Source organism: Pantoea sp. GL120224-02 (genome assembly GCF_900215395.1).
In the GTDB taxonomy this organism is placed as follows: domain Bacteria; phylum Pseudomonadota; class Gammaproteobacteria; order Enterobacterales; family Enterobacteriaceae; genus Pantoea; species Pantoea communis.
Map to the genome: position 1 here is coordinate 13,988 of NZ_OBEC01000011.1, position 14,886 is coordinate 28,873.

Annotated in this window: 17 protein-coding genes; 12 read left to right on the plus strand and 5 right to left on the minus strand. The window is 55.2% G+C overall.

Features of this window, described 5'->3' with window-relative positions:
- The first annotated feature begins 16 nt into the window (after positions 1-16).
- The 3 genes from CRO33_RS18770 to CRO33_RS18780 all read left to right on the plus strand — a co-directional run bounded on the left by CRO33_RS18770 (position 17) and on the right by CRO33_RS18780 (position 1,189).
- On the plus strand, positions 17-238 hold the full coding sequence (locus tag CRO33_RS18770) for a YgdI/YgdR family lipoprotein (RefSeq protein WP_058962298.1): 222 nt from the start codon (positions 17-19) through the stop codon (positions 236-238).
- A gap of 131 nt (positions 239-369) precedes the next feature.
- Positions 370-753: a hypothetical protein gene (locus CRO33_RS18775; RefSeq protein ID WP_034821987.1), complete on the plus strand. Its 384-nt coding sequence runs from the start codon at positions 370-372 to the stop codon at positions 751-753.
- 22 nt (positions 754-775) lie between these two features.
- The gene (locus tag CRO33_RS18780) at positions 776-1,189 is read left to right on the plus strand and encodes a GNAT family N-acetyltransferase (protein ID WP_045813895.1); all 414 of its coding nucleotides are present in this window, start codon (positions 776-778) and stop codon (positions 1,187-1,189) included.
- On the opposite strand, the gene CRO33_RS18785 is transcribed toward CRO33_RS18780, so the two are convergent.
- Together CRO33_RS18785 and ldcA are read right to left on the minus strand one after the other, a co-directional pair.
- A complete protein-coding gene (locus tag CRO33_RS18785; protein WP_038647517.1) occupies positions 1,190-1,852 on the minus strand; it encodes an MBL fold metallo-hydrolase in 663 nt (220 codons plus the stop codon).
- 23 nt (positions 1,853-1,875) lie between these two features.
- The gene (gene ldcA / locus CRO33_RS18790) at positions 1,876-2,799 is read right to left on the minus strand and encodes a muramoyltetrapeptide carboxypeptidase (RefSeq protein WP_097119201.1); all 924 of its coding nucleotides are present in this window, start codon (positions 2,797-2,799) and stop codon (positions 1,876-1,878) included.
- Positions 2,800-2,962: 163 nt separating this feature from the next.
- Between ldcA and emtA the strand changes: the two genes are divergently transcribed.
- On the plus strand, positions 2,963-3,592 hold the full coding sequence (emtA, locus tag CRO33_RS18795; protein WP_075564066.1) for a membrane-bound lytic murein transglycosylase EmtA: 630 nt from the start codon (positions 2,963-2,965) through the stop codon (positions 3,590-3,592).
- A 59-nt stretch (positions 3,593-3,651) separates the two neighbouring features.
- Here emtA and CRO33_RS18800 read toward each other — a convergent pair whose 3' ends face one another.
- Entirely contained in the window at positions 3,652-4,599 is a 948-nt protein-coding gene (locus CRO33_RS18800; RefSeq protein WP_097119202.1) for a sugar-binding transcriptional regulator, read from the minus strand.
- 183 nt (positions 4,600-4,782) lie between these two features.
- On the opposite strand from CRO33_RS18800, the gene CRO33_RS18805 reads away from it, so the two are divergent.
- From CRO33_RS18805 to CRO33_RS18835, 7 genes are all read left to right on the plus strand, one after another.
- Positions 4,783-5,724 (plus strand): D-ribose ABC transporter substrate-binding protein, encoded by a 942-nt coding sequence (locus CRO33_RS18805; protein ID WP_034821972.1) that lies wholly within the window; start codon positions 4,783-4,785, stop codon positions 5,722-5,724.
- 13 nt (positions 5,725-5,737) lie between these two features.
- Complete coding sequence (locus tag CRO33_RS18810) at positions 5,738-6,349, plus strand: DUF2291 family protein (protein ID WP_097119203.1); 612 nt, start codon at positions 5,738-5,740, stop codon at positions 6,347-6,349.
- Positions 6,349-7,863 carry a sugar ABC transporter ATP-binding protein gene (locus CRO33_RS18815; protein WP_097119204.1) on the plus strand — a complete coding sequence of 505 codons (1,515 nt, stop codon included), beginning with the start codon at positions 6,349-6,351 and terminating at the stop codon, positions 7,861-7,863. Before CRO33_RS18810 ends, CRO33_RS18815 begins: the two co-directional genes overlap by 1 nt.
- 2 nt (positions 7,864-7,865) lie before the next feature.
- Positions 7,866-8,966: an ABC transporter permease gene (locus tag CRO33_RS18820; RefSeq protein ID WP_034821966.1), complete on the plus strand. Its 1,101-nt coding sequence runs from the start codon at positions 7,866-7,868 to the stop codon at positions 8,964-8,966.
- 198 nt (positions 8,967-9,164) lie between these two features.
- Positions 9,165-9,995, plus strand: a complete 831-nt coding sequence (locus CRO33_RS18825) for a transketolase (protein WP_034821964.1) — start codon at positions 9,165-9,167, stop codon at positions 9,993-9,995.
- Complete coding sequence (locus CRO33_RS18830; protein WP_097119205.1) at positions 9,988-10,932, plus strand: transketolase family protein; 945 nt, start codon at positions 9,988-9,990, stop codon at positions 10,930-10,932. The genes CRO33_RS18825 and CRO33_RS18830 overlap by 8 nt, the downstream gene beginning before the upstream one ends.
- Positions 10,933-10,934: 2 nt before the next feature.
- Positions 10,935-12,422, plus strand: a complete 1,488-nt coding sequence (locus CRO33_RS18835; protein WP_097119206.1) for an FGGY family carbohydrate kinase — start codon at positions 10,935-10,937, stop codon at positions 12,420-12,422.
- 34 nt (positions 12,423-12,456) lie between these two features.
- Here CRO33_RS18835 and CRO33_RS18840 read toward each other — a convergent pair whose 3' ends face one another.
- Together CRO33_RS18840 and CRO33_RS18845 are read right to left on the minus strand one after the other, a co-directional pair.
- Entirely contained in the window at positions 12,457-13,584 is a 1,128-nt protein-coding gene (locus tag CRO33_RS18840) for a mechanosensitive ion channel family protein (protein ID WP_058959679.1), read from the minus strand.
- Between the two features lie 89 nt (positions 13,585-13,673).
- Positions 13,674-14,408, minus strand: a complete 735-nt coding sequence (locus CRO33_RS18845) for a flagellar brake protein (protein ID WP_097119207.1) — start codon at positions 14,406-14,408, stop codon at positions 13,674-13,676.
- A 186-nt stretch (positions 14,409-14,594) separates the two neighbouring features.
- Between CRO33_RS18845 and CRO33_RS18850 the strand changes: the two genes are divergently transcribed.
- Positions 14,595-14,843: a GlsB/YeaQ/YmgE family stress response membrane protein gene (locus tag CRO33_RS18850; protein ID WP_038647498.1), complete on the plus strand. Its 249-nt coding sequence runs from the start codon at positions 14,595-14,597 to the stop codon at positions 14,841-14,843.
- The last annotated feature ends 43 nt before the right edge of the window (positions 14,844-14,886 follow it).

Genomic DNA, 14,886 nt, shown 5'->3' on the forward strand with positions numbered 1-14,886 from the left:
CCAAAAGGAGGATGAGATGAAAAAGACATTGCTTTTAATCGGTACTTTTAGCCTCGGCCTACTGCTGGCGGGCTGCGCATCCGATCACGTCATGCACACCACCGATGGGCAAACCATTGTGGTGCAGGGTAAACCTAAAGTGGATGAAGATACCGGCATGATTACTTACAAAGATATTGATGGTAAAGAACAGCAGATAAACCGTAATCAAATCAAAGATATGAACTCGGTTAACTAACGTTTCCTTTACCCTTCTATCCTTGCAGGCCCGTACTCAACGGGCCATTATTCGTTTTATCGCTTTTTTCTGTGTTACGCTTCTCTGCATAAAACCCAACGAAATCATCATCTAACCTCAGCGGAGATCCAATGAAGGCGATAGCTATTGCCGTTGGCTTAATGGCGTGCCATATCGCGCCGGCCTGGAGCGAAACCGAATTTCAAATTACCTGTCCGGGGCGCCCGACCATGACGGTATCGCGTGCGGAATACGGTTTAAGTACGCTGATGTGGCCAACACGTCATTTTCAAATTGCAGCAGGGCAACAGCGCACGCGTTTGCAAGGCGGTGATAAAGTGGCGATCACGCGTTTTCGTAATGGCGATCAGCTGATTGTGAACAAAAACAATGACGATACGTTCTTTGTCTATGCCGATAGCGATAAACTCATCCCCTGCAATCGCACCGAAAAACGCGATGCGGAAATTCTTTCGCTGGAACGTTACGACGATAGCCAGCGCCCCAATTCATAGTTGCCAGTCAAAGGAGAAGACGATGCAATTAAGCGTAACCGACACCGTCACCGCACAAGATCTGGATGACGTCCGTCTTGGCCTCACCGAATATAACAGCCGCTTTATCGATCCCAGTGAGATGCAGGCGATTGGCGTCTTCATTAAGGATGCTTCTGGCCGCAAGCTGGCCGGGTTGACCGGTTCCACCTTTGGTAACTGGCTGCGCATCGACCTGCTATGGGTCGGCGATGCGTTACGTGGGCAGGGCGCTGGCACACAGTTGATTCAGGCCGCCGAAACAGAAGCCCGCGCCCGTGGTTGCCTTTATGCGCAGGTTGATACGGCCAGTTTCCAGGCGCGCCCGTTCTATGAAAAGATGGGCTACACCTTACGATTTAGCCTCGATAATTATCCGCGTCTGCATCAGCGTCATTACCTCAGTAAATCGCTGTAACTAGATCAGTGGCTGCTGGCGTAAATCCAGCGGCGATTGCTCTGCCTCATCAATCGCCGCCAGCCAACTCTGCAAATCGACTTTGGCCCATGATAAGTGACCACGCGTGGTACTCATCAGCACGACATCCGGGCGCAGCGCGCGGTACAGCTCCAGTGATTGCTGTAACTCCAGCGGATTACTCTCCGGTACCAACACGCTGATCCAGCGGTTGTAGTCACAGGTTAAGGTATCGCCAACAAACAGATAGGTCTGGCCCAGCGGGGAGTGATAAAGGTAACTGCAGCTGCCCGGCGTGTGGCCGGGTGTGGGCAGCAGATGGAAATCACCAAAGTGGCTTTCCTGCTGAATGAAGGTCTCATCAGGTTCGACAATCAGACTGACCGGCCCCAGTGAACGGCTGTGACAGTAGAGCGCACTGTTAAAACGCTGCTGGATCGCCACGGCGCCGGGCGCGGCTTCATGCCAGTGGGTGAGGTAATGGCGAATCACCCCGCCCGCATCATTGAGAAACTCATGATCGAGCGGATGCTCGACACGGCCGATGACCAGATTGCCGCGCGGATGGCGCAGCATAAAGCCATGCATCATTAAATCTTGCGCCGTCTCTTCGGCGGGAAATTCCGGGGTGGAGATCCACAAATCTTCGTACAGTGGCTTCAATGTCGGTCTCCTGCGGCAAAACGTTAGCGCAATGTCGGGTGGCCGGTGAAGGCAAGCTGTGCTTCGCCCTGTTCAAGCTGTAAGGTGGCGCTGGCACCCAGCGGCAGCGTGACGGTGTCGGCATCGTGGCCAAACGCCAGTTCGCTGATCACCGGTAGCTGATATTCATCGCGGATGCGTTGCCATACGCTGGCAAAATCGAAACCATTGTCATAAGCCGACAGTGACGTGCTGGTGAAACTGCCGGTGATGATCGCCCGCTGGCGCGCCAGAATGCCGCTCTGTTGCAGTTGAATCAGCATACGCTCTATGCGGAAAGGATGCTCATTCACATCCTCGATCACCAAAATGCCGTTTTCAATTTGTGGCATCCAGGGTGTGCCGATCAGGGAGCAGATCATCGCCAGATTGCCACCCCACAAGGTCCCTTGCCAGCGTCCCGCATCCGGGCTGTGGGTCTGCCAGCCTATATTGACTGTAGGAGAAGAGAGCGCCTGCCAAAAGTGTGACAGGGTAAATTCGGATAATGCCTCTGCGCCGAAGTTGCCGGCCAGCATCGGGCCGCTGAAGGTCACCAGCCCGGTTTGCGCCAGTAACGCCAGTTGAATCGCGGTGAAATCACTGTGTCCACAAAGCGCGATAGGTTGATTGAGCAGCCGGCGCTGCAGAGCGACATAATCAATCTGATCCAGCAAACGCGAGGCACCGTACCCACCGCGCACCGCCAGCACAATATCGGGCAGCGTGCTCAGTGCTGCCAGCTGATTCACATCATTCAACCGTTCCCCGTCTTCGCCCGCAAAACGCTGGAAGCGGCGTGTAATCGCTGATAAGTTGTCCAACTGATGTCCCTGAGCCTGTAAACGACTCACTGCACGTTGGGCCGCATCCTGATTATGGCAATAGCCGGAGGGGGCGATTAGACGAATAGATCGGGGGGAAAGCATAGCGTTCATCCTGATTTAAAGTGGCCTGCCGATGATGGCGAAATCCGTTACCGATGTCACGGCAGCACAAGGTTTTTTACGTATTTAGGATAAACGGTAATTTTGCATTGCGCTGCGCCAGGTATGATAGCTTGCGCCAACTCTATTGCGGAACCAAAAATCAGTGAAAATTCGACTACTTATGCTATCTGCGCTGTTGCTCGCGGGCTGTGCCAGTGAGCCAGAAAAAACGGTCGTGCCAGAGAAAAATACGCCATTAACCCAGGCACCACCGTCGAAAGTGAATGATGCATGGTCAATGTTTACCGAAGATGCCGCCAGTCATTATGGCGTTGATGAGAAGTTAATCAGCGCCATTATTAGTGTCGAATCCGGGGGCAATCCCACCGTTACCAGCCGTTCAAACGCGGTAGGGTTGATGCAGATTAAAGCCTCAACGGCGGGGCGTGCGGTGTATCGCACTCAGGGACGTCACGGTCAGCCGACGTCTTCGGAATTGCGCGATCCAGCGAGAAATATCGATATCGGTGCGGCATATCTCAAGCTGCTGCAGGATTCTGAGTTGGCCGGTATTCGAAATCCACTCACGCTGCGTTATGCCACCATCGTTTCTTACGCCAACGGTGCCGGTGCGTTGCTGCGCACCTTCTCACGGAATCGCGATCGGGCGATTGCGATGATCAACTCGATGACGCCGGACGAATTCTATCAGCATGTGCAGGATAAACATCCGGCGGCACAGGCACCACGTTATTTGTGGAAGGTCACAACGGCCTACCGAACCATCGGATAAGTCGGCTTTGCGAAGCGCGGCTCGTCAGGGCCGCGCCTTAAAGCAACCTGTTAAATCGGTCATTCCATCAGCAATCGTGCGGTGGGATAATCCACAATCAGCACTTTCACATATCCACCGCGCAACGCTCCGCGAATCGCCTGGGCTTTCTCTTTGCCGCCCGCCAGTGCCACCACTTGCGCACACTGTTTAACCTGCGCCAGCTCCATGCCAATCACCGGATCTTCCTCGGCGTTCAACACCGGTTTTCCGTCAGTATCAAAATAATGCAAACAGATATCGCCCACCGCACCGCGCTCGGCCAGCGTGCGCAGCATCTCGCCGTCATAGTAGTTGCCGGAATTGCGTAGCAGCGCGGAGGGCTCAAGATCGCCAATGCCGACAATCGCCAGATCCACTTGATCAAACTTTTCCAGCACCACGGCCACGTCTGGGTTTACTGATAAGCGTTGACGATCCTGCACTGAATGCTCAATCGACTGCGACGGCAGCAACCAGGCCGGACAATCCAGTAGCGCCGCAAGATTCTGCGTCAGGATGGTGGCCTGCACGTTGCCGTTCGCACCCACCCCACCAAGCAGCTGGATCACGCCTTTGCAGGGCGCACTCAGCGGATGCAACGCGTCCACCATCGCGCGAATGGTGCCACTCCATGATGAAATGCCGATCAGTTCATCGGCGCGCAGGCGGGTTTCCAGATAGTGCGCCGCTGCTGAGCCAATCGCCTGTTTAATTTGCAGCGCGGAAGCCTGATCCGGCACATCGACCACAATCACCTGTGGTAGCTGATACTGCTGCTCAATCGCCTTCTCCAGTTCGGGATAGACATTGGCGGGTGGCACCACGCTGATTTTCACTACGCCTTCTTTCACGCTGCGATTGAGGATGCGTGACACAAAGGATTGCGACAGCTTCAGCAGTTGCGCAATATCGGACTGCTTCATGCCTTCCACATAATAAAGCGTGGCGATTTTTACCATCAGCCGCTGTTCGTCCTGTTTTGCCATGGTTTTTCTCTCTCTTAACCTGCCTGGTATTGTTAATCAGGCTGTCATAAATAACAACGCAGAACATTTTGTGATCGTTTTCGCTTTTTCAGGATCGCGCGATGGACGAGTTCAGGAAGCCAGCGCATAGTCATTATGCATATAAAATCGCAATTGAATATATATTCAAGCGGAGAAAAATCAATGAAAGCTTCTGTCCTCAAAATGACCCTACTGGCTTCACTGATGTTAGCTTCAGCGGCAACGCTGGCGGCAGAAAAAGGCTTGATAGCTATCATCACGCCTTCTCACGATAACCCGTTCTTTAAAGCTGAAGCCGATGGCGCGCAAGAGAAAGCCAAAGCGCTCGGTTACACCACGCTGGTGGCCTCGCACGATGATGACGTGAACAAACAGAACCAGCTGATCGAAACCGCCATCGCGCGTAAAGCCAAAGCGATCATTCTGGATAACGCCGGTGCTGACGCCACCGTTGGCCCGGTGCAAAAAGCCAAAGATGCCGGAATCCCCACCTTCCTGATTGACCGCGAGATCAACAAAACCGGCGTCGCCGTGGCGCAGATTGTCTCTAACAACTATCAGGGCGCGCAGTTGGGCGCAGAGAAGTTCGCTAAGTTGCTGAACGGCAAAGGCGACTACGTTGAGCTGCTGGGCAAAGAGTCGGATACCAACGCGGGCGTGCGCTCACAGGGCTATCACGACGTGCTGGATGACTATCCCGATATGAAGATGGTGGCGCAGCAGAGTGCCAACTGGAGCCAGACCGAAGCCTTTAGCCGCATGGAAACCATTCTGCAGAAAAATCCCAACATTGTCGGGGTGATTTCCGGGAATGACACCATGGCGCTGGGGGCAGAAGCCGCGCTGAAAGCCGCCGGTAAAACCAACGTAATTGTGGTGGGCTTTGACGGCAGCGACTACACGCGCGATTCCATCATCAATAAAGGCAACATCAAAGCCACGGTGCTGCAACCAGGCTGGGATCAGGCACAAATGGCGGTTGAGCAGGTGGATTACTACCTGAAAAACGGCAAAGCGCAAAAAGAAGAGAAGCAGCTGATGGATTGCGTGCTGATCGACGACAGTAACGCCGCGAAGCTGAAAAACTTCAACCTGGCGAAATAAGACGGAGGTCGGCATGAAGGGAAAAGCAGCAACCGGGCTGATGGTTGGGCTCTTATCGCTGATATTGACCGCCTGCACCGTGGTGGATCTCGATGCAAACGGCAATCCCATCATGCCGAAAGATCCGAATGCCAAACCCGGCTATAGCAACCAGACGCCACAGCAGATCGCCGAATCGAGCTGGGCCAGCCGGGTACAGCAACCGGCTGAGAAGCAGGCGCTGAGCTGGGCGGATATGGAAACCAAAAGTCATATCGTCAAGGCCGGGGGCAGCGAAAGCGTGTTTGTGCGTGCCGGAGGAACCGTCACCGCCTTTGATAACAGCAACGAACGCGAACGCAGCCTGACTGTCACCATCAATGGCAAACCGGTCAAGGTGTTGATTGGGCCGGTACTGCGCAGTAATGCAATTCGTGATGCGGCGGGCTATCGCTTTGAAGAGTTCACCAATCAGGTGCAATACGCACAGCTGACTAAAGCGTTGAATCGTCATGCCGTTCAGCAGCTACCGCCGGTGGATGCCAGTTGGGTCGGCAAACCGGTGCAGGCGCTGTTAGCCGTCAGTATGGAGCCGAATCAGGTGAATGACGTGGTGGCGATTCAGTTGCAGCAAGGGAATCCATGATGAGCGATGAAATCATCCTGCAGGCCAAACAGATGTCGATGTTGTTTCCGGGCACCCTGGCGCTGGACCGTGTCGATTATCGCGTGTGGCGCGGCAAAGTGAACGTCATCATCGGTGAAAATGGGGCAGGTAAATCCACGCTGATGAAGATCCTCGCCGGGGTGCAGCAGCCCACCAGCGGCGAAATGTTCCTTAACGGCGAAAAAGTGGTGTTGAGCAGTACGCGAGACGCCGCCCGCCACGGTATCGGCATGGTGCATCAGGAACTCAACCTGTTCGAAAACCTCAGCGTGGCGGAGAACATCTTTCTGGGACGGGAAATCCAGCGCGGCATCAGCCCGATTAACGAAGCAGAACAGAAGCGACGCACGGCTGCGTTATTGCAACGTCTCGACCAGCCAATTTCACCGGACGAGATGGTCGGCAACCTGAAAGTGGGTCAGCAGCAGTTGGTGGAAATTGCCAAAGCGCTGGCAGAAAACGCCGACATCTTAATTCTGGATGAGCCGACCTCGGCGTTGAGCAAAACCGAAGTGGAGATCCTGTTCCGGGTGATCCGCGAACTGACGCGGCAGGGGGTTTCCATCATTTATATCTCACATCGGCTGGAAGAGCTGATGGCGATTGGCGATGTGATCACCATCCTGCGCGACGGTCGCTTTCAGGCGGAAGCGAAGGTCAGCGACATCGATGTGCCGTGGATCGTGCGTGAAATGCTCGGCAGCGAACCGGTGAGTAACTTTCTGCCGCCTAATCGTCAGTTCGGGGCGGCGGTGCTGGAAGCCGAGCACATCACCTGTGTCAGTGCCCATGGCAATACACTGGTGGACGATGTCAGTTTCAATGTGCGCGCCGGGGAGATCGTCGGCATTTATGGCCTGATGGGCGCGGGGCGCACCGAGTTGTTTGAGTGCCTGCTCGGCAGCCAGCGCAACTATCTCGGCAAACTTTGGCTGGACAGCAAACCGTTACCCACACGCTTGCCAACGGCCGAACGTATTCGTATGGGCATGAGCCTGGTGCCGGAAGATCGCAAACGGGCCGGTATTTTCCCGGTCTCCTCTGTGGCCAGCAATCTCACCATTGCCAGCCTGTGGCGACGTTTATCGCATCGCACCGTGATCGCCGAACAAGCTGAACGCGAAGCGGTAAACAGTACAGTAGGCAATCTGGCCATCAAAATATCGTCACCCGACGTGGCGATCAGTGCGCTGAGTGGCGGCAACCAGCAGAAAGTGGTGATTGGCCGTTCATTGCTCACCAATCCACGTTTACTGCTGCTGGATGAGCCGAGCCGGGGCATTGATGTGGGTGCCAAAGCGGAAGTGTTTCGCATGATGGTGAAACTGTCAGAGCAGGGCATTGCCGTGGTGTTCTCCACCTCCGATTTAAAAGAAATTATGGCCGTCGCCGATCGCATTCTTGTGATGTCTGGCGGCAAGTTGACAGCTGACCTGCCGCGCGCGGAAGCGGAAGAGGCGGCGCTGGTTAAAGCAAGTGCACAGGGGTTCTGAGCATGAAAAACAATGGCGCAATGGCGCTCGCTTCGCCAGGTAAGGTTTTCAACTCGCGTGAAGGCATGATTCTGCTGCTGTTAAAACTGCGCACCTTTATCGCGTTGTTCCTCATCGTCGGCTTCTTTGCCATCACCGTGCCGGATTTCCTCGCCGTGGGTAGCATGGTGATCATGGTCAAACACATCGCCATCAATGCGTTTCTGGCGCTCGGCATCACCTTTGTGATTATCACTGCGGGTATTGATCTCTCCATCGGTGCCACGCTGGGCTTGTGCGGCATGATTGCCGGCTGGTTGATTACCAAAGGCATTGTGTTGCCGATGTTTGGCATCGCCATCTTTCCCAGCGTTTGGGTGATTGTGCCCGTGGTGTTAGTGGTGGGTGGACTGATTGGCGCGGTGAATGGCTGGATCATCACCAAATACAACGTGGCCCCGTTTATCTGCACGCTGGGCACCATGTACATCCTGCGCGGGGCGGCGATGCTGACCTCCGGCGGCGAAACCTTCCCCGGCTTGCAGGGCAATCCGCTGCTAGGTAACACCGGTTTCGACAAAATCGGTGCGGGGTATTTTCTCGGCTTACCGTGGGCGATCTGGATGATGGTGGTGCTGGCGCTGGTGATTGCCTATGTAGCACGTCGCCTGCCGTTTGGCCGTCAGGTGTATGCGATTGGTGATAACGAGCGTGCAGCGGAACTCTCGGGCGTCAAAGTGAAGTCGGTGAAAATCTGGGTTTACACCATTTCAGGTTTCTGTGCGGCGATTGCCGGCATTGTGGTCTCCTCGCAGCTGGTGGCCAGCCATCCGGCGAACGGCACCTCATTCGAGATGAATGCGATTGCGGCGGTCGTGCTGGGTGGTACTTCACTGGCTGGCGGGCGCGGCACCATTCTCGGCACGCTGGTGGGGGCATTTGTCATCGGTTTCCTCGCGGATGGTTTGATCATGATGGGCGTCAGCGAGTTCTGGCAAATGGTGATCAAAGGCATCGTGATTATCGTGGCAGTGATCATCGATCAGATGCAAAGCCGCATGCAGCAAAAGGCCGCCGTGGTGGCGCAGAAGGCATTGATTCAGGAAGGTGAGGCCAAAGGTTAATTGTTACCCGTCATAAGCCGAGCCGCAGGTGCGTCGGTTGCGCTTGCTCACCCCAGTCACTGACCTGAGTAAGCTCCTGGGGGATTGACGAGCTGGCCGCCTTCCCGCAACTCAGCTTATTCAGGGGAAAAATCCGGGTAAATTTTTTTACCTGCTTTGAATATATATTCAATAACGCTTTAAAATGCAGAGGTGTCTATGAATCCTTTCAAATATTCGGTGGCGGATCTGGCAGCGAAAGCGCGCGCCGTGCGTCGCCGCATCATCCAGCTCAATGCCGGTAGTCCGGCGGGTGGACATACCGGTGCCGATCTCTCTCAGGTCGAAATCCTGACGGCGCTCTATTTCCGCATCCTGAATTGCGCACCGGATCGCACTAACGATCCCCAGCGTGACATTTACATCCAGTCGAAAGGGCATGCGGTCGGCGGCTATTACTGTGTGCTGGCGGAGGCGGGTTACTTCCCAACCGAATGGCTGCCCACTTATCAGCATTCGGATTCACATTTGCCGGGCCATCCGGTGCGGCAGAAAACGCCGGGCGTGGAACTCAACACCGGTGCATTGGGCCACGGCTTACCGGTGGCGGTGGGTATTGCGCTGGCGGCGAAAAAAGACAACAGCGACCGCCGCATCTTTGTGGTCACAGGCGACGGTGAACTGGCCGAGGGCAGTAACTGGGAGGCCGCGCTGGTGGCGGCGCACTACAACCTCGATAACCTGGTGATCATCAACGACAAGAACAAACTGCAGCTGGCAGGGCACACGCGCGACATTATGAACACCGATCCGCTGCCGGATAAATGGCGAGCCTTCGGTCTGGAGGTCACTGAATGCAACGGTAATGACATGGCTTCCGTGGTGGAAACCATTGAAAACCTGCCACGTAACGGCAAACCGCAGGTGATTGTGGCGCATACCGAGAAAGGCTTTGGCATCTCCTTTATTCAGGGCAAACCAGAGTGGCATCACCGTGTGCCGAAAGGGGAAGAGATCGAACTGGCACTGGAGGAATTAAAAGATGAGTAATGCAAAACACCTGGCCACGGTGATGGTGGAAGCCTTTATTGACGCGGTAAATCGCGGTGTGGATTTGGTGCCGGTGGTGGCAGATTCCACCTCAACGGCAAAAATATCGCCTTTCATTAAGGCGTTTCCCGATCGGTTGGTGAACGTTGGCATTGCGGAACAAACCCTGGTGGGCACGGCGGCCGGTCTGGCAATCGGTGGAAAAGTGGCGGTGACCTGTAATGCAGCTCCGTTCCTGATTTCGCGCGCCAACGAGCAGGTAAAAGTGGACGTCTGTTACAACAATACCAACGTCAAACTGTTTGGCCTGAATGCCGGTGCCAGTTACGGCCCGCTGGCCAGCACCCACCACAGCATTGATGATATTGCGGTGATGCGTGGCTTCGGCAATATCGAGATTTACGCGCCATCCTGCCCGCTGGAGTGCCGCCAGATCATCGATTATGCCCTTGCGCATGTGGGGCCGGTTTACATCCGTCTGGATGGCAAGGACCTGCCTCAGCTGCACGATGAAAACTACCAGTTCCGTCCGGGCCAAATCGACGTGTTGCGTGAAGGCAACGACATCGTGCTGGTGGCGATGGGTTCCACCGTGCATGAGGCGGTGAGTGCGGCCGAGCAATTACAGGAACAGGGAATCAGCGCAGGTGTGATCGCCATTCCATCAATTCGTCCCTGCGATACCCAACGGCTGCAAGAGCTGTTAAAGCATTATCCGGCGGTGATCACCGTAGAGGAGCACAATGTTAACGGCGGCGTCGGCAGTCTGGTGGCCGAAGTGCTGGCTGAAGGCGGCTGCGGAATTCCGCTGTTACGTCTGGGCATCCCCGATGGTCAATACGCGATTGCTGGCGATCGTGCCTCCACGCGCGCGCATCATGGTATTGACGCCGCCAGCGTGGTGAAGAGTGCAGTGCGCATGTGTGCAGGAGCGTAAACATGGCGGGTCCATTAATACTGGCAATTGATGAGGGTACCACTAACGCGAAAGCCATAGCGGTGGACCGCGCAGGCAACGTGGTGGCGCGCGGCAGCCAGCCTCTGACGCTAGCCCATCCCCAGCCGGGATTGGCCGAGCAGCATCCGCTGGCGATCTGGCAGGCGGTGAAACAGGCGATTGAAAGCTGTCTGGCGCAGTGCGGCGGGGCAGAGGTGGCCGCCGTCGCGATCAGCAACCAGCGCGAGTCGGTGCTGATCTGGCAGCGCCGCGACGGGCAACCGCTGACGCCGCTGGTGAGCTGGCAGGATCGTCGCTCGGAAGCCTTTTGTCGCGATTTACGCATGGCGGGCAAAGCGCCACGCATCACCGGCTTAACGGGCCTGGCGGTCGATCCCATGTTTCCCGCAGGCAAACTCACCGGGATGCTGGCGACGATTCCAGATGGACTGGCGCGTGCACAAGCCGGTGAACTCTGCATCGGCACAGTGGATTGCTGGCTCAGCTGGCAATTAAGCGGCGGCGAAAGTTTTGTCACCGATCACGCTAATGCGGCCCGCACCCAACTCTACAATTTGCACAGCGGCGACTGGGATGACGAACTGCTGGCGTTATTCCATATCCCGCGTGCGGCACTGCCACATATTGTGCCCTCCGCCAGTGCGCAGGGTGTTGTCACGGTACAGGACATCGCCGGACTGAAAGCGGGTACGCCCATTTTGTCGCGCATTGGCGATTCCCATGCGGCACTGCAGGCGCAACGCAGTGCAGGCGAAGAAGTGGTGAAAGCCACTTACGGCACCGGTTCATCGCTGATGATGTCAATGGCCACCCCTTTGCTGACCGAGAACGGCCTCAGCACCACGGTGGCGTGGCACGATGGGACGCTGCGATTTGCCTTTGAAGGTAACATCACCCATACCGGTTCGGGCGCGGCCTGGCTGGGACGCATGCTGGGCATCAGCGATCCGCGTGAACTGACGGCGATGGCGCAACGCAGCGAGCATAATCAGGGCATCTATTTCGTGCCTGCATTGTCAGGCCTGGGCGCGCCCTGGTGGGATTTGAAGGCGCGCGGCATGGTATGTGGCCTTACCGATGCCGCCACGCCAGAGGTGCTGGCGCGCGTGGCGCTGGAATCAATCACCTTCCAGATTGCCGATGTGTTCTTCGCTATGGAGCAGGCCAGTGGTGTGCAGTTACCCGCGCTCTGTGTGGATGGCACGGCAACCGAAAACAGTTGGCTGATGCAGTTGCAGGCAGACGTGTTGCAGCGGCCGCTGAAACGTGCCCCTACCGCTGAAGTCTCCGCCCTGGGTGCCGCGCTGCTGGCGGGGCGTTCATTAGGTTGGTGGCAGCAGGGCAGTGATATGCAGGCGTTGCAGGGGGGCAGCGTGATTGAGCCGCGCAGCGATCGCGCGACCATTATGCAAGAGAATTATCGCGGCTGGCTGGAAGCGGTGGCGCGTTGTCGTTATCAACCGCATTAGCGTTCAGGCGGGGTAACCGCCTGAACATCGCTCACTAACGTTGTGCCGTCTGGGGTGAGGATTCATTGGAGGCATCGCTGAGATTAATCCGTGGTAATACACCCCCCGTAAACTCGACACGACGCATTGGGAAAGCAAAACGAATCTGCTTCTGCTCCAGTTGCGCCATCAGCTGGAGGTTAATTTCCTGCTGGATGTCCATATACTTGTTGTACTCGGCACTGAGCACGAAGTAGACCACTTCAAATGTCAGCTGCGACTCATCAAAAGCGAGGAAATGTGCGCGGTCAAAACGAGTATCCGGCACATCCTGAATGATCTCCTTCACCATGCTACCAATTTGTCGCACTTTCTCAGCAGGCGTACCGTAATTAATGCCGAACTTAAACACGATGCGACGCTGCTGCATCCGTTTGTAATTGTGGATGGTCTGCTGCAGCAAAATGGTGTTCGAGCAAACGATCTGTTCCCCGCTCAGGCTGCGCAGCCGGGTGGTTTTCAGACCAATGTGTTCGATTGATCCCGCCACATCGCCAAACACAATAAAATCGCCATGCTCAAAGGGCTTGTCAAAACCAATGGCCAGCGAGGCAAACACGTCACTCAACACCGTCTGAATCGCCAGGGCGATCGCAATGCCGCCGACGCCGAGGCTGGCAACCAGTGCGGTAATATTGATGCCCATGTTGGACAGGATTGCCAACATCATCATCACCCACACCACCACCCGCAGCAGAATGCCGAGGATCACCGTGGTCACCGGATTGCGCACGTGCAATGGATCACGCAGCAAACTCTGTAGCCAGAGCCGGATGCCACAGTCAATCCACATGGTCATTTGCAGAATAAAGGCCAGGAACCAGCCGTGTGCAATCGTCACGCTCCAGCTGGCGGGTAGGTCGACAAACCTCAGTGCAATCAGTAATGAGAAAATCAGCAGCAAAGGCTGGCTGGTACTGCGCAGAATTTCCACCAACAGTGTGGTGACGCGGTGATTCCGCTGCTCGCTGTAGTGCGCAATACGGTTAGATACAAAGCGGATGAGGGTGCGTAATAGCCAATACATCATCAAGGTACCGAAGACGATGATGGCGCTGTTTATCCAGAAGGTTTGATTGAGAAAAATGAGTTGTAAACGATGGGCAGAAAGCCAGTTTTCCATTGGGGAGATTCTCCTTGCTGGGAGGCGATAAAAAGTGAAAGCAAGGAAAGGATAGCCTGGCGGGCGCCTTTTGTGGCGCCAGCAGGGATTTACTGGAAGCGATTCGCTTTGTCGCGGGCCAGACGTTCCAGCGCAAAGATCACTTGCTGTAGCTGGCGTTCCTGTACGGGCTCAATGGCGGTAAAACGGAAGCTGAGACGAGGGGTTGTGCGGGTTTCATTCTTGCTGGTGACGGTGCTGCGCTCGCCAATATTCAGCAGCTGTGCCGTGACCTCAAAATGACCGTATTCGCCCAACTCCACGCGCAGGTTTTTAAAGGTATCACCGCGGTTCAGACCCTCTGGCAAGCTTTCGTCCAGCAAGACACCTGCGCCACCGAGAGAGAGATCTTGTAAACGGAAGCGCGCTTTACTGCCATCCGGCCACTGCGTATGGCAGTAAAACACCGGTTCCATCGGAGCTGAAACACGGAAAAACTCACGACGCTGAATCTGCCACAGCAGCTCAGGCAGCGGGGCAGTAAACGCCGGTAAGCCCTCAAACTCGGTGCGCTCCAGTTTGATCAAGCCAAACTCCACTTTGGCACCCTGGGTTTCTGCCGCGATATTCACTTCACCGCCCTGCAGCGCTAAATCGTTATCCAGTGCATTACTGCCGAGGTCGAAGATCACGCGATCTTCATCGGCATCCAGCATGCGGCTGATAAATTGACCGCGCGAAAAACTGACCATTAATGGGGTCTGGAAACGCAACAAATCCTTCATTACGTTTAAAACAGCAAGGGTGCCTCGTTTGAGATATTGTTCGTTATCGGCGTCTTTCACATCCTGCTCCACTTATCCGATTGTTATTATCACGGGTGACACGGCTATCGAATTGTTATCGACGTTCTGACAAAAAGCTTTAGCCTGCTAACTATCTATTTACTGTGATGTTCATCAAGCAGATTAAAAATATCCGGCTATACTAATCGCAGTGAACACCTTGATTCATAACGTAAGGAGCAGTAAATGGGTATTCTTTCATGGATTATTTTTGGTTTGATTGCCGGGATCATCGCTAAATGGATCATGCCAGGTAAAGATGGCGGCGGATTCATCATCACTGTGGTTTTAGGGATTGTCGGCGCGGTGGTTGGCGGCTGGATCAGTACCCTGTTTGGCTTCGGCAAGGTTGACGGTTTCAACTTTGGCAGCTTCGTGGTGGCGGTGATTGGTGCCATTGTGGTGCTGTGGATCTACCGTAAAGTGCGTACCTAGCAATACTCTCTGATTTAATGAAATCCGCATCCCCAACGGGATG

Bases quoted from the DNA above. Each gene is read 5' to 3' on its own strand.
- CRO33_RS18805 (WP_034821972.1), top strand. From the start codon at position 4,783: ATGAAAGCTTCTGTCCTCAAAATGACCCTACTGGCTTCACTGATGTTA.
- CRO33_RS18835 (WP_097119206.1), top strand. From the start codon at position 10,935: ATGGCGGGTCCATTAATACTGGCAATTGATGAGGGTACCACTAACGCG.
- CRO33_RS18840 (WP_058959679.1), bottom strand. From the start codon at position 13,584: ATGGAAAACTGGCTTTCTGCCCATCGTTTACAACTCATTTTTCTCAAT.
- CRO33_RS18850 (WP_038647498.1), top strand. From the start codon at position 14,595: ATGGGTATTCTTTCATGGATTATTTTTGGTTTGATTGCCGGGATCATC.
- CRO33_RS18800 (WP_097119202.1), bottom strand. From the start codon at position 4,599: ATGGCAAAACAGGACGAACAGCGGCTGATGGTAAAAATCGCCACGCTT.
- CRO33_RS18775 (WP_034821987.1), top strand. From the start codon at position 370: ATGAAGGCGATAGCTATTGCCGTTGGCTTAATGGCGTGCCATATCGCG.
- CRO33_RS18820 (WP_034821966.1), top strand. From the start codon at position 7,866: ATGAAAAACAATGGCGCAATGGCGCTCGCTTCGCCAGGTAAGGTTTTC.
- CRO33_RS18810 (WP_097119203.1), top strand. From the start codon at position 5,738: ATGAAGGGAAAAGCAGCAACCGGGCTGATGGTTGGGCTCTTATCGCTG.
- CRO33_RS18770 (WP_058962298.1), top strand. From the start codon at position 17: ATGAAAAAGACATTGCTTTTAATCGGTACTTTTAGCCTCGGCCTACTG.
- CRO33_RS18815 (WP_097119204.1), top strand. From the start codon at position 6,349: ATGAGCGATGAAATCATCCTGCAGGCCAAACAGATGTCGATGTTGTTT.
- CRO33_RS18825 (WP_034821964.1), top strand. From the start codon at position 9,165: ATGAATCCTTTCAAATATTCGGTGGCGGATCTGGCAGCGAAAGCGCGC.
- ldcA (WP_097119201.1), bottom strand. From the start codon at position 2,799: ATGCTTTCCCCCCGATCTATTCGTCTAATCGCCCCCTCCGGCTATTGC.
- CRO33_RS18780 (WP_045813895.1), top strand. From the start codon at position 776: ATGCAATTAAGCGTAACCGACACCGTCACCGCACAAGATCTGGATGAC.
- CRO33_RS18830 (WP_097119205.1), top strand. From the start codon at position 9,988: ATGAGTAATGCAAAACACCTGGCCACGGTGATGGTGGAAGCCTTTATT.